The following is a 12773-nucleotide window of genomic DNA, read 5'->3' as shown; positions in this document are numbered from 1 at the left end:
GCCCTTCGCCGACGGCTCACCGCCGACCTACGACAGAAACGGAGTGCCCTTGCTCGCCATCCTCATCGCCCACGCGGTCGCAACCGCTCTGGCTCCCCTGCTCGTGTACCGCTGGGGACGGATGGCGTTCTACCCATTGGCATTGGTGCCGCTGGGTTCACTGGTCTGGGTTGCGGCCAATTGGCCCGCTCCCGGGGGAGCATCCACGGTCGACGTGCCATGGGTGCCCGAGTTGTCGATGAACTTCAATCTTCGGTTTGATTCGCTCGCGGCGATCATGAGCGTTTTGGTGCTGGCCATCGGCGCCCTCGTCCTCTTTTACTGCGCCGACTATTTCCAGCACCACGACGGACACACCGAGAAGCGGCTACCGAGCTTCGCCGCCGAGTTGGTCGCTTTCTCCGGCGCCATGTTCGGCCTGGTGACCAGCGACAACATGCTGCTGCTCTATGTGTTCTGGGAGCTGACCACGGTGTTGTCCTTCCTGCTGGTCGGTCATTACGCCGAGCGCGCCACGAGCCGCCGCGCCGCCACCCAGGCGTTGTTGGTCACGACGTTCGGCGGGTTGGCGATGCTCGTCGGCATCATCGTGCTCGGCAACATGGCCGGCACCTACCTGCTCTCCGAGCTGATCGCGTCACCGCCCACAGGCATCGCCGCTTCCGTCGGTGTGGTGCTCGTCCTGGTCGGGGCGCTGTCCAAATCGGCGATCGTGCCCATGCACTTCTGGCTGCCGGGAGCGATGGCCGCCCCGACACCGGTCAGTGCGTATCTCCACGCCGCGGCGATGGTCAAGGCCGGCGTCTATCTGTTGGCGCGCATGACGCCCGGCTTCGCGGATTCTCCGCCGTGGCGGCCCATCGTGATCACCCTCGGCATCCTGACGATGTTGATGGCGGGCTGGCGGGCGGTGCGGGAGTACGACCTCAAGTTGATCCTCGCGTTCGGCACCGTGAGCCAGCTCGGGCTGATCACCGTCATGGTGGGCTCCGGCGGTAGCGACATGATGCTCGCCGGGCTGGCGATGCTGGTCGCGCACGCGATGTTCAAGGCGTCGCTGTTCATGGTCGTCGGCGTCATCGACCACGCCACCGGTACCCGTGACATTCGCAGGCTGGCATGGCTCGGCGCCCGCAGCAGGAGCCTTCTGATCATCGCGATCGGAGCGACGGCAAGCATGGCGGCGCTGCCACCGTTTTTCGGCTTCGTCGCCAAGGAGGCCGACCTCGAAACAGTGCTGCACAGCCCGGTTCTCGGCTCGGCCGCACCGTTCGTCCTCGCTGGCATCGTGCTCGGTTCGGTGTTCACCACCATCTACAGCCTGCGTTTCCTGGTGGGCGCCTTCGGCCGCAAGGGACGACCGGAGCCCAGCACTCGGGTGGCCGAAATGCACCGCCCCGAAGTCGCTTTCATGTTGCCGCCCGCGCTTCTCGCGGCCGCAGGCCTGCTGTTCGGACTGTGGCCGACGCACCTCGACACCGTACTGGACAGCTACGCGGAGACGGTCCCCGGCGGCGCGGACTACGACCTCGCGCTGTGGCACGGACTCGGACTGCCGCTGCTGTTGTCGGTTCTCGTCCTCGCGGTCGGCAGCGCGGCATTCTTCGGGCGGTCGCGCCTGCGTCGCGTTCGCGTTGTGCGCGAACCGCTCGGCAACGCCGACCGGATCTACGATGCGGCCGTCCGCGGCCTGGACGTTCTGTCGGTCCAGCTGACCGCGGTGACGCAGCGCGGTTCGATTCCGGCGACGCAGTCCGTCATCCTGTCGACGCTGGTCCTCGTCCCCGTCGCGGCGTTGGCGATGGGCGCCCGGGATCGACCGGACTTCTTGTTGTGGGGTTCACCCGTTCAGCTCGTGGTCGGGTTGATCGTGCTGGCGGCCGCGCTCGGTGCGACCATGCTGCGCAACCGGCTCGCGGCCGTGCTCTTGGTCGGGGTCACCGGCTACGGCTGTGGCGCGATCTTCGCGTTCCATGGCGCACCCGATCTGGCGCTGACGCAGTTCTTGGTCGAAACGCTGATGCTGGTCATCTTCGTCCTGGTGCTGCGCACACTGCCCGCCGAGGCGGACCGCACGCACATCAACCGGTTCCGGGTGGCGCGAGCAGCACTCGCGATCGCCGTCGGCGGGACGGTCACCACGCTGGCCGTCTTCGCGATGGCCGCCCGCACCGGTACGCCGATCGCCGACTTGCTCCCCGACGCAGCGTACTTCCGTGGACACGGCGCCAACACCGTCAACGTGCTGCTCGTCGACATCCGCGCGTGGGACACCATGGGTGAGATCATGGTGCTGCTGGTTGCCGCGACCGGTGTGGCGTCGATGGTGTTCCGGCACAGGCGGTTCGGGACGGCCCCGAGGGTCTCCGACGCCGGCCAGCCCGACATCGGACGCCTGCCCATGACGACGCACAGCCCGGCGGCAGGCGACATCACGTGGCTGAGGGGCAGCGAGTTGCGCGACCCCCGACACCGTTCGTTGGTCCTCGAGGTCGCGACGCGCATCATCTTCCCGCTCATGATGGTGCTGTCGGCGTACTTCTTCTTCGCCGGCCACAACACTCCCGGCGGGGGCTTCGCGGGAGGGCTGACCGCGGGGCTCGCGCTGGTGCTGCGGTATCTCGCCGGCGGACGCTATGAACTGGGTGAGACGCTGCCCTTGGACGCGGGCAAGATCCTGGGCAGCGGGCTGCTGCTGTCCGCGGGAACCGCGGTGACCTCACTGCTGGTGGGTGCGCCGGTGTTGTCGTCGGCGCTGATCGAGTTCGACGTGCCCGTGCTCGGAACGGTCAAGTTCGTCACGGCGCTGTTCTTCGATCTCGGGGTCTACCTCATCGTCGTCGGACTCGTGCTCGATGTGCTGCGCAGCCTGGGTGCCCGCATCGACGTGGAGATGGGCCAGCAGCGCGGGGCGGTGAACTCGGCATGAGCACCTACCTCGTCCCGCTCATCATGATCGGCGGCCTCACCAGCGCGGGTGTCTACCTGCTTCTGGAACGCAACCTGACGCGGATGCTGTTGGGGCTGTTGTTGATCAGCAACGCCATCAATCTGCTGATCCTCACCGTCGGCGGCCCGTCGGGTAACCCGCCGATCCGTGGCCGAACCAGCGAAGGCCAGACCACCACCGCAGATCCGTTGGCGCAGGGCATGATTCTGACGGCCATCGTCATCACATTTGGTATCGCCGCGTTCGTGCTGGCGATGACGTACCGGTCGTACCGACTGACCACCGAAGAGGAAGTCGGTGACGATCCAGAGGATGCAAGGGTCTCGGAGATCGCCGCCAAGGACGCCGTGACCATCGAAGAGGATCGGCTACGCGCAGATGCGGCCCGCGACACCGACGAGCCCGACGAGTTGGACGCGCTACCCGGATATGAGGGCTCGCGATGACAGCCGAGCGAGTAGCGAAGGCGGATCGCCCATGACAGCCGAGCGAGTAGCGAAGGCGGATCGCGCATGACACTGCCCGCGGTGTTGACGCCGTTGCCGGTGCTGATCCCGACACTTGCCGCCGCCGTGACGATGTTCGCCGGCCGCAGGCCACGACTGCAACGAGTCATCGCCCTCGGCGCGCTGTCGGTGGTCGTCGTCGTATGCGCTCTGCTGCTGTACCTCGCCGATCGCGACGGAACGCTGGCCCTTCAGGTCGGCGGTTGGGGGCCCTCGGAGCCCGGGATGGGACCGCTCGGCATCACCCTCGTGGTGGACCGATTGTCGGCGCTGATGCTTCTGGTGTCGTCGATAGTGCTGCTGGCCGTGGTGTTCTACGCCATCGGTCAGGGCATCCGAGACGGCGACGACCGCCAACCGGTGTCGATCTTCCTGCCGACCTACCTGGTGCTGTCGGCAGGCGTCTGCATCGCATTCCTGGCCGGCGACCTCTTCAACCTGTTCGTCGGATTCGAGGTGCTGCTGTCGGCCAGCTTCGTGCTGCTGACCATCGGTGGCAGCAAGGACCGTGTGCGCGCGGGCATCTCGTACGTCATGGTGTCGATGGTGTCCTCGCTGGTGTTCCTGTTCGGCATCGCGCTCGTCTACGCGGCGACCGGCACGTTGAACATGGCCGAGTTGGCGTTGCGACTCGAGGGCGTCTCGTCGGGCACCCGCACGGCCTTGTTCGCGGTGCTGCTCGTGGGGTTCGGCATCAAGGCCGCCGTCTTCCCCCTTTCCGCGTGGTTGCCCGACTCCTACCCGACCGCGCCCGCACCTGTGACGGCGGTGTTCGCCGGCCTGCTGACGAAAGTGGGTGTCTACGCGATCATCCGGGCACATTCGTTGCTGTTCCCCGTCGGTGGCCTGGATCCGCTGCTGCTCGTGGCGGCACTGCTGACCATGCTCGTCGGTATCCTCGGTGCGATCGCGCAGAGCGATATCAAGAGACTCTTGTCGTTCACTCTGGTCAGCCACATCGGCTACATGGTTTTCGGTATCGCACTGTCCAACGAGCTCGGCATGTCCGGTGCCATCTACTACGTGGCCCACCACATCGTGGTGCAGACGACGTTGTTTCTCGTCGTCGGGCTGATCGAACGTCAGGCCGGCGCGTCCACGCTGCAACGTCTCGGCGGGCTGGCCGCCGCCAGCCCCATCCTCGCGTTCGTATTCGTGGTGCCCGCCCTCAATCTCGGTGGCATTCCGCCGTTTTCCGGGTTCATCGGCAAGGTCGCGCTGCTGGAGGCGGGCGCCGAGAACGGCTCGGTCCTGGCGTGGACTCTGGTCGGCGGCGGCGTGGTCACCAGCCTGCTGACGCTGTACGTGATCACCCGGGTGTGGACGAAGGCCTTCTGGCGGTCGCGCGAGGATGCCCCGGAAGGACATCTGTCGGCGGCCGCACCAGCGGCGCTGCTCGACGATTCCGAGGATGTTAACTTCTTGAAGCGCGACGACGTGGGCAGGATGCCGGTGGGCATGCTGCTGCCGACGGGAGCGCTGATCGCGGTAGGGCTCTCCATGACGATTCTCGCCGGGCCGTTCTTCGCCTATTGCGAACGCGCCGCCGAAGAGGTCCTCGACCCCGGCCAGTACATCTCGGCGGTGATGGGCAGATGAGAAACATCGTGCTCCGCGTCTGGGTGGTGTGCTGGCTGATCTTGGTGTGGATTCTGTTGTGGGGCACGTTCTCTGCGGCCAATGTCCTCTCCGGCCTGCTCGTCGCGCTGGTCATCACGCTCCTGCTGCCGCTGCCCGCGGTGCCCGTCGAGGGCAGGGTGCACCCGCTGTCGCTGCTTCGGCTGCTAGTCACCGTCGGCTACTACCTGGTGCTGTCGTCGGTGCAGATCGCGTTCCTGGCCATCAGGCCCGGGCCGCCACCGCTGTCAGCGGTGCTGCGTGCCCATCTGGCGGTCAAGTCCGATCTCGTGCTCGCATTGGCCGTCAACATCTTCAACCTGATTCCCGGTTCGATCGTGCTGGAGATCGACCAGAGCAGGCGCATGCTCTACATGCACGTGATCGATGTCGGCAATGAACGCGCCGTCGCCCGCTTCTACGTCCAGGTCGCCCGGGTGGAGCGGCTGCTCGTGCGGGCGTTCGAGCGCGAAACCGACTGGCGGCCTTCACCGGACAAGGAGAGCGCATGAATTATGTCTGGATTGCCGCGGCGGTGATGCTGACGGCCGCGGCCGGCGTCACGATGATCCGGTTACTCGCAGGCCCCAGCACACTCGATCGGCTGGTGGCGCTGGACACCCTCGTCGCCGTGACGATGTGCGGCATCGGCACCTGGGCTGCGTTCAGCCTCGACACGACGGTGACGTACGGCATGGCCGCGTTGGCGTTGATCACTTTCGTCGGCTCGGTGAGCGTCGCCAGATTCCGTGTGCCGGACATCGACAACTCAGGCATCACAAGGGGAGAACGATGAACGTGCTCGACGTCGCGGTCGCGGTGCTCATCCTCGGCGGCTCCGCGCTGGCACTGACCGCGGCCATGGGTGTGGTCCGCTTCCCGGACACGCTGACGCGCATGCACGCGGCATCCAAACCGCAGGTGCTCGGACTGCTGTTGGTGCTCGCCGGCGCGGCGATCCGGCTGAGCGGCAACATCGATGTCGGCATGCTCGTCCTCACCGGCTTGTTCACCGTGATCACCGCACCGGTGGTGGCCAACCGGGTCGGCCAGCTGGCCTACCGCGAGCAGAACGTTCGCGACGACCTGCTGACCAAGGACGAGCTGTACGAGTTCGCCGAACCCGAGAATGGTGGCAATGGCAAGAACTGACGACGACGGCTCGGGCATCACCGAGAGTGTCGGCGCCACCGCGCTCGGGGCGGCGTGGGCCCGTGCGCAGGAAGCGTCCGCGAGCTGTCCGCTGTTCACCGACTCGTACGCCCAACGCTTCGTCGATGCCGCGATGGCCCGCGGCTGGCAGCTGCCGCCGTCGCACATCGTCGAACGGAACCGGGCGATCTCGAATTACGCCGCCTCGCGCACCAAGTGGTTTGACGACTTCTTCATCGCCGCCAATGCACACGGCGTCGTGCAGGCCGTCATCCTCGCGGCGGGTCTCGATGCCAGGGCGTGGCGGCTGCCGTGGGCGAACGACAGCGTCGTATTCGAGATCGATCAGCCGAAGGTGCTCGCCTTCAAGGCCGAAACGCTGACCGACGATCGACCGGCCGCCCGCTACGTCCCTGTGCCGATCGACCTGCGCCAGGATTGGCCGAAAGCCCTGCGCGACGCGGGTTTCGACCCGCAGGAACCGACCGCGTGGATTGCCGAGGGCCTGCTGCCCCACCTGCCCGCCGAGGGCCAGGACGTGTTGTTCGAGCGCATCCACGAACTCAGTGCGCCAGGCAGCCGGATCGGCGTCGAATCGTTCGGCGCCGGGTTCTTCGATCCCGAATATCTGGCCAACCGCCAGGAACAGGACCGCGCCGACGTCGCCGACTGGCTGATGGATCACGGCTGGCGGGTGTCGTCGGAGGAAGCCGACGCCCTGATGCTGCGTTATCGCCGCCCGCCCACGGAGGACATCACGCCGCGCACCACGTTCGTCGAGGGCGTGCGGGGCTAGCCGAAACCTACTCGGAGAGCTGAAATTCGACCATTGCGGCGACGGTGTCCACGGCTTCGCTGAGCGCGGCTACCCGCGCAGCGGCAGTGGGCGCGGCCAGTACGGCGTACCGGTCGGCCTGCCCCATGGGCAGACGGGATGCCAACGCGTACAGCCACATTGCGACATCCCCCGACGCGTCCGCGCCGGCGACGATGTCCCGCGCCACCACCTGTGCTCCACGCGCCTGGGCGATCCGCTCGAACAGCGCGACCATGCGGTCCTCGATGTCCCTGATCGCGTCCACGTCTACGGCGTCACCCGGTTCGTCGGGCCACTCCTCCACGGCCGCGCGCGGGTACGGGTTGTCCGGCTGCCACTCCACCACCCGAATCCGCTCGGCCATCACACACCGCAAGCGATAGCGGCCCTCCCCTAGGTCGGCGGCCTCCGCGATGCGTGCCATCGCGCCGACGTCGCTGCGCATGTCACCGCCGCCCACCTCGCGGCCCGCCGAGATCAACACCACGCCGAACGCCGGAGCTTCAGGCTGAGCCAGGCAGTCCGAAACCAATGCTGCGTAACGCGGTTCGAAAATCCGCAACGGTAGTTCCTCGCCGGGCAGCATCGCCACCTGCAGCGGAAACATGGGCGTGACGAGCATCCTCAGATGTCCAATTCGGCGACCAGCGCGTCGACCACCGCACGCAGGTCGCCGTCGTGCTCCTCGGCGACCCGCCGTTGCCGTTGATAAGACCCGCCCGAGGTGCAGATGTCGGAGACCAGCCGGAGTTCGTCGGCGCAGTTCAACGACGCAGCGACCGGCTCGAGTCGATTGAGCAGGTCGTCGAGATCGTCGGTCACCAGACGCTCGTTGCTGTCTTCGTCGAGGATGATCACCGCGTCCAGGCCGTAACGGGCTGCGCGCCACTTGTTTTCCTGTACGTGCCACGGCGGCATCGTGGGCAGCCGCTCGCCCGCGTCCAGACGATGGTCGAGGTCGACGACCAGACAGTGAGTCAACGCCACCAGCGCGCTCAACTCACGGATGTTGGAAACCCCGTCGAAGACCCGCACCTCCACCGTTCCGATGTGCGGCGAGGGCCGGATGTCCCAACGGATCTCGTTCATGTGGTCGATGATGCCGGTCTTCTTCTGATCGTGAACGAAGCCTTCCCACTCCCGCCACGTCTGAAAGTGAAATGGCAGTCCGGCCGTCGGCAACTGCTGGAACATCATCGCGCGGTTGGACGCGTAGCCGGTGTCCTCACCATCCCAGAACGGCGACGATGCGGAAAGCGCCAACAGATGCGGGTAGTGGTTGAGCAGTGAGGTGTTGATCGCCATCACCTTGTGCGCCGACGAGATGCCCACGTGCACATGGACGCCCCAGATCAGCATCTGGCGACCCCACCATTGCGTGCGCTTGATCAGCTCTGCGTAGCGGGGCGCATCGGTCAGGCTCTCGGAGGTCCATTGGGCGAACGGATGCGTACCCGCGCAGAACAGCTCCATGTTGCGATCACGGACGATCTTGCGTGCGGTCCGCAGCGTCGACCGCAGGTCGTCCATCGCCTCGGGGACGGAATCGCAGATGCCGGTCACGACCTCTACGGTGTTGCGCAGCAGTTCTTTGTGGACCCGAGGGTTGTTCTCCCCGAGCTCCTCGATCACCTCGGTCGCGACGTTGCTCACGTCCCGGGTTTCGGCGTCGACGAGTGCGAACTCCCACTCCACTCCCAGCGTCGGCCGGGGTGAGGCGACGAAATCGATGTGGCGGTTAGCTGGCGCCGATGACACCGCAGGCCACGCGCTTTCCGGCATCGCCGGTTGCCAGGGTGGTCTCGTCCGGCGGAGGCGCTCCGTTGACCTGCTGGTAACGCTCCGGCGGGATGTTGGCGAAGTTGTCGGCCTTCTCGTGAATGATGATCGCGGTCTTGGCCTCACCCGTCAGGTCCGCCGCGGTGAACGCGTCGGTGGTCGTCACCAACAACGCCGAGCCGTCCTCGCGAACCTGCAACGACGAGAGGTCGCCGCTCGCGGGGTGTCCGCTGTGTCCGGCCACCTGCAAATGTCCACCGGCCGAGTTGAAGTCGCCCGGCGCACCGCCGGTGGGCGCGACCGAGTTCGCCTCGCACTTGCCGACCGAGTGGATGTGCAGTCCGTGGAAGCCGGGCGCGAGTTCGCCGGCCTCAGTGGTCTGAACCGTGACGGTCGCGTAGTTGCCCGAGAACGCGATCTCGGCCGTGGCGACCGTCGTCCCGTTCGGGAGTTTCAGTTCGGTCTTCAGCGTCTCGCCGCTGGCGGCCTCACCCTCGCCTCCTCCGTGGCCACCGCCCTGCTCACCTGGCGCTGCAGACGGTGCCGGCGAGCCGGTCCACACCGACGGCGTGGTACCCGGCGTGGTTGCGGGTTGTTCGGGGGCGCTGCATGCGCTCAACACGAGGGCGGGGATGGCGAAGCCTGCTGCAACAGCGACGTTCTTGAGCATGTGCAAGAGCCTAGCCGGTCACCACCACGAGCACGCCCGGCGGCTGCTCGGCCAATTCGGGCAGTCGCGGTTCGACCGGCGCGTCCAACAATCTGCCGACTTCCTCGGCGGCGTCCCGCTCCCCTGGGGCGTCGGTGAAGTACACGGTGTTGACTGTCACGTCGGGCAGCTCGAGGTTGCCGGTCTCGGCGACGGTCCAGCCGCCCTCACGCAACCGGTTGGCGGTGCCCTCCGCAGCACCCTGCACTGTCGAGATGTTGAACACCCGGACCTCGGGCTTGGCCGGTTCCGGTGACTCTGTCGGACTGGCGGTGGTGACGGTCGGCGTGCTCGTCGCGATGGGCGACTGTTCGCCGTCGTCGTCTCCTGAACCCATCGCCTGGAATCCCACCAGGAGAAACACGACGCCGAGGAACAGCAGCACCATCACCATGGCACGCAGGGGTAGGCCAGAGGAGTTCTGCTGATTCATTGCGTTCACTGTATCCAGCCGGACAAGCAGGTCGGCGAATGCCCTTACGGCCTCAGGTGACGTCGAAGCCCAGCCGTCGCGCCGCCCGCGCCTTCTGCCGGCTCGCCCGCAACCGCCGCAGCCGTTTGACCAGCATCGGATCGGCTGCGAGCGCCTCGGGGCGGTCTACCAGCGCGTTGAGCACCTGGTAATAGCGGGTGGCCGACATGGAGAACAGTTCTTTGATCGCGTCTTCCTTGGAACCCGCGTATTTCCACCACTGACGTTCGAACGCCAGGATGTCGTGTTCGCGCCGGGTCAGCCCATCGGCCAGCGCAGGGTCGTTTCCGGATTGCTCAGTCCGCGCGATTGCGCCGTCCATCTCGCTCCTGGACCCTTCCAACATTCGAAATGACATCGCTGTGGTTCGGCGCTCATTCAACCACGGGTTTGCAAGCTGAGGCGTCCGACATGCCCGCGAGTCGGGCGATAAGGATTGCCGACTTAAGCTGTTCCGCGTGGCTGTTGTACCGATACGCATCGTAGGAGATCCCGTCCTACACACCGCGACCGAGCCCATACCCGTCGGTGAGGACGGTTCGCTGCCGGCGGATCTCGCGGACCTGATCGCCGATCTGTACGACACGATGGCGGCAGCCAACGGTGTCGGGCTCGCGGCGAATCAGATCGGCGTGGCCAAGCGCGTGTTCGTCTACGACTGCGCCGACGAACGCGGCAGGGTCACACGGCGCAAAGGTGTGGTCGTCAATCCTGTCCTCGAGACGTCCGAGATTCCGGAGACGATGCCCGACCCGGACAACGACGACGAGGGCTGCCTATCGGTGCCCGGCGAATCGTTTCCGACCGGGCGCGCGGACTGGGCGCGGGTGACGGGCCTGGACGCCGACGGCACGCCGATCACGCTTGAGGGCACCGGTCTGTTCGCGCGGATGCTGCAGCACGAGACGGGCCACCTCGACGGTTTCCTGTATCTGGACCGCCTGGTCGGCAGGCACGCGCGCAGCGCCAAACGCTCGGTGAAGTCGCACGGCTGGGGCGTGCCAGGACTGACGTGGACGCCCGGCGAGGATCCCGACCCCTTCGGTCACTGATGCAGATCCCGCCGATGGGTACGCGGGTGATGATTCGTCACCGCCTGCCCGCCGGGTCGGTGCCACCGCTGACGGACGTGATCGGTCACCTGGTGCAGACCGGGCCCACGCTGCAGGTGCGCACAAAGCGCGGAGACGTCGTGGCCGTGGCGGTTGACGACGTCGTGGTGATCAAGGCGCTGGCCGACGCGCCGGTGCGCACGGCCGACATTCGCAACCTCGAGCACGCGGCGGCGCTGGCCTGGCCGGGCGTCGAGCAGCAGTGGGTGGACGGATGGTTCTGCCGCTACGGGCACGGCAGCACGAGGCGCGCCAATTCGGCGGTCCCATTGGACTTTTCCGTTGGCACCGACATAAGTGCGATCACCGAGTGGTATGCGGCTCGGACGGCGGCGTCGTTGGTGAGCGTGCCGGACCGGCTTTTTCGTGTTCCGCCGCAGGCGTCGACCGAGGCCGAGAACCTCGTCATGACATGCGATATCGAGCCGGGCGAAGGCGTTGGCGCGGTGCGGCTGGCGCCACAACCGGATGACGAGTGGATGCGCATCTATGACCGCGACGTACCCATCGACGTGCTGAACGCGGTGATCGGTGGCTCGGTGATCTTCGCGACGCTCGCGGGTGCAGCGGTGGCGCGGGCCGCGGTGACCGAGGCACCCGACCGTACTCGCTGGCTGGGTTTGTCTGCATTGCAGGTGGCTCCCGATCAACGCAGGCACGGCCATGCGCGGAGACTGTGTAGCGCGCTGCTCGGCTGGGGTGCAGACCACGGCGCCACCCGCGCCTACACCCAGGTCCTCGACGACAATGCCTCCGCGATAGCGCTTTTCGAGTCGCTACGGTTCGCGCTGCACCACCGCTCGCGCTATTGGCGGATCGACAACCGCTAGCGGACCCTGACAACTAGGCTCGAGCCCATGCGTTTGGCCACGTGGAACGTCAACTCGATCCGCGCTCGTGTCGATCGGGTGGCGGACTGGCTAGAGCGTGCCGACGTCGACGTCCTGGCGATGCAGGAGACCAAGTGCTCCGACGAGCAATTCCCCACCATGCCATTTCTGGCCGCCGGTTACGACGTGGTGCACTGCGGGTTCAACCAGTGGAACGGCGTCGCGATCGCGTCCCGGGTCGGTATCGATGACGTCCAGGTCGGCTTCGACGGGCAGCCGACGTGGAGCGACAAGCCGGAGGTCGAGGCCGCGGCGGAGGCGCGTGCGCTGGGTGCGACGTGCAACGGGGTGCGGGTGTGGAGCCTGTACGTGCCCAACGGCCGCTTCGTCGGCTCACCGCACTACGCTTACAAGCTGGAATGGCTTGCCGCGCTGCGCAGTACGGCACAGCAGTGGCTCACCGACGACCCGTCGGCACAGATCGCGATGGTCGGTGACTGGAACATCGCGCCGACCGATGAGGACGTGTGGAGCGTGGAGGCCTACGCCGGCAGCACCCACGTCACCGAGCCGGAGCGATCGGCCTTCGACGCCATCCTCGACGCTCAGTTCAGTGACGTGGTCCGGCCTTTCACCCCCGGACCCGCCGTATACACCTACTGGGACTACACGCAGCTGCGGTTCCCGAAGAACCGCGGTATGCGCATAGACTTCATTCTCGGATCACCGGCGCTGGCCCAACGTGTGAGCCACGCCGAGATCGTCCGCGAGGAGCGAAAAGGTAAGTCCCCCAGCGATCATGCTCCTGTGTTGGTCGATCTGGCGTGAG

15 protein-coding genes are annotated in these 12773 nt (G+C 66.5%); 10 read left to right on the top strand and 5 right to left on the bottom strand.

The annotated features are described in order from the left end of the window. The first annotated feature begins 49 nt into the window (after positions 1 to 49). The 7 genes from M1248_RS17930 (at position 50) to M1248_RS17900 (ending at position 7021) form a co-directional block, all read left to right on the top strand. Complete coding sequence (locus M1248_RS17930) at positions 50 to 2929, top strand: Na+/H+ antiporter subunit A (protein WP_317149321.1); 2880 nt, start codon at positions 50 to 52, stop codon at positions 2927 to 2929. After that, positions 2926 to 3396 carry a Na(+)/H(+) antiporter subunit C gene (locus M1248_RS17925; RefSeq protein ID WP_163734325.1) on the top strand — a complete coding sequence of 157 codons (471 nt, stop codon included), beginning with the start codon at positions 2926 to 2928 and terminating at the stop codon, positions 3394 to 3396. The genes M1248_RS17930 and M1248_RS17925 overlap by 4 nt, the downstream gene beginning before the upstream one ends. A gap of 66 nt (positions 3397 to 3462) precedes the next feature. Further along, complete coding sequence (locus M1248_RS17920; protein WP_317149243.1) at positions 3463 to 5055, top strand: Na+/H+ antiporter subunit D; 1593 nt, start codon at positions 3463 to 3465, stop codon at positions 5053 to 5055. Continuing rightward, a complete protein-coding gene (locus tag M1248_RS17915; RefSeq protein ID WP_163734319.1) occupies positions 5052 to 5585 on the top strand; it encodes a Na+/H+ antiporter subunit E in 534 nt (177 codons plus the stop codon). Before M1248_RS17920 ends, M1248_RS17915 begins: the two co-directional genes overlap by 4 nt. Then, positions 5582 to 5869, top strand: coding sequence for a monovalent cation/H+ antiporter complex subunit F (locus M1248_RS17910; RefSeq protein WP_163689293.1), 288 nt, complete (start codon positions 5582 to 5584; stop codon positions 5867 to 5869). The genes M1248_RS17915 and M1248_RS17910 overlap by 4 nt, the downstream gene beginning before the upstream one ends. Further along, positions 5866 to 6225, top strand: coding sequence for a monovalent cation/H(+) antiporter subunit G (gene mnhG / locus M1248_RS17905; RefSeq protein ID WP_163734316.1), 360 nt, complete (start codon positions 5866 to 5868; stop codon positions 6223 to 6225). The genes M1248_RS17910 and mnhG overlap by 4 nt, the downstream gene beginning before the upstream one ends. Next, positions 6212 to 7021: an SAM-dependent methyltransferase gene (locus tag M1248_RS17900; RefSeq protein ID WP_163734313.1), complete on the top strand. Its 810-nt coding sequence runs from the start codon at positions 6212 to 6214 to the stop codon at positions 7019 to 7021. Before mnhG ends, M1248_RS17900 begins: the two co-directional genes overlap by 14 nt. 7 nt (positions 7022 to 7028) lie before the next feature. Here M1248_RS17900 and M1248_RS17895 read toward each other — a convergent pair whose 3' ends face one another. Genes M1248_RS17895 through M1248_RS17875 form a run of 5 tightly spaced genes read right to left on the bottom strand, consistent with a single transcriptional unit; the run spans position 7029 to position 10324 of the window. After that, positions 7029 to 7664: an LON peptidase substrate-binding domain-containing protein gene (locus tag M1248_RS17895; RefSeq protein WP_163734310.1), complete on the bottom strand. Its 636-nt coding sequence runs from the start codon at positions 7662 to 7664 to the stop codon at positions 7029 to 7031. A 2-nt stretch (positions 7665 to 7666) separates the two neighbouring features. After that, positions 7667 to 8824: a glutamate--cysteine ligase gene (locus tag M1248_RS17890; RefSeq protein WP_317149242.1), complete on the bottom strand. Its 1158-nt coding sequence runs from the start codon at positions 8822 to 8824 to the stop codon at positions 7667 to 7669. Continuing rightward, entirely contained in the window at positions 8781 to 9491 is a 711-nt protein-coding gene (gene sodC, locus M1248_RS17885) for a superoxide dismutase[Cu-Zn] (RefSeq protein WP_163734305.1), read from the bottom strand. The genes M1248_RS17890 and sodC overlap by 44 nt, the downstream gene beginning before the upstream one ends. Positions 9492 to 9501: 10 nt before the next feature. Beyond that, a complete protein-coding gene (locus tag M1248_RS17880) occupies positions 9502 to 9963 on the bottom strand; it encodes a LytR C-terminal domain-containing protein (protein ID WP_174262157.1) in 462 nt (153 codons plus the stop codon). Positions 9964 to 10015: 52 nt separating this feature from the next. Next, positions 10016 to 10324 (bottom strand): DUF3263 domain-containing protein, encoded by a 309-nt coding sequence (locus tag M1248_RS17875; RefSeq protein ID WP_083124120.1) that lies wholly within the window; start codon positions 10322 to 10324, stop codon positions 10016 to 10018. A 136-nt stretch (positions 10325 to 10460) separates the two neighbouring features. Here M1248_RS17875 and M1248_RS17870 point away from each other — a divergent pair, with 136 nt between their 5' ends. The 3 genes from M1248_RS17870 to M1248_RS17860 are packed head-to-tail and all read left to right on the top strand — an operon-like array spanning position 10461 to position 12772. Beyond that, complete coding sequence (locus M1248_RS17870; RefSeq protein WP_163734298.1) at positions 10461 to 11054, top strand: peptide deformylase; 594 nt, start codon at positions 10461 to 10463, stop codon at positions 11052 to 11054. Beyond that, positions 11054 to 11944 (top strand): GNAT family N-acetyltransferase, encoded by an 891-nt coding sequence (locus M1248_RS17865; protein ID WP_317149241.1) that lies wholly within the window; start codon positions 11054 to 11056, stop codon positions 11942 to 11944. Before M1248_RS17870 ends, M1248_RS17865 begins: the two co-directional genes overlap by 1 nt. Positions 11945 to 11971: 27 nt before the next feature. Next, positions 11972 to 12772 (top strand): exodeoxyribonuclease III, encoded by an 801-nt coding sequence (locus tag M1248_RS17860; protein WP_163734294.1) that lies wholly within the window; start codon positions 11972 to 11974, stop codon positions 12770 to 12772. The last annotated feature ends 1 nt before the right edge of the window (position 12773 follow it).

The sequence above is a fragment of the Mycobacterium sp. 29Ha genome (assembly GCF_032883055.1).
Taxonomy (GTDB): domain Bacteria; phylum Actinomycetota; class Actinomycetes; order Mycobacteriales; family Mycobacteriaceae; genus Mycobacterium; species Mycobacterium gallinarum.
Note: the sequence above shows the minus strand (reverse complement) of the source record. Positions and strands in the feature narration are given on the sequence as shown.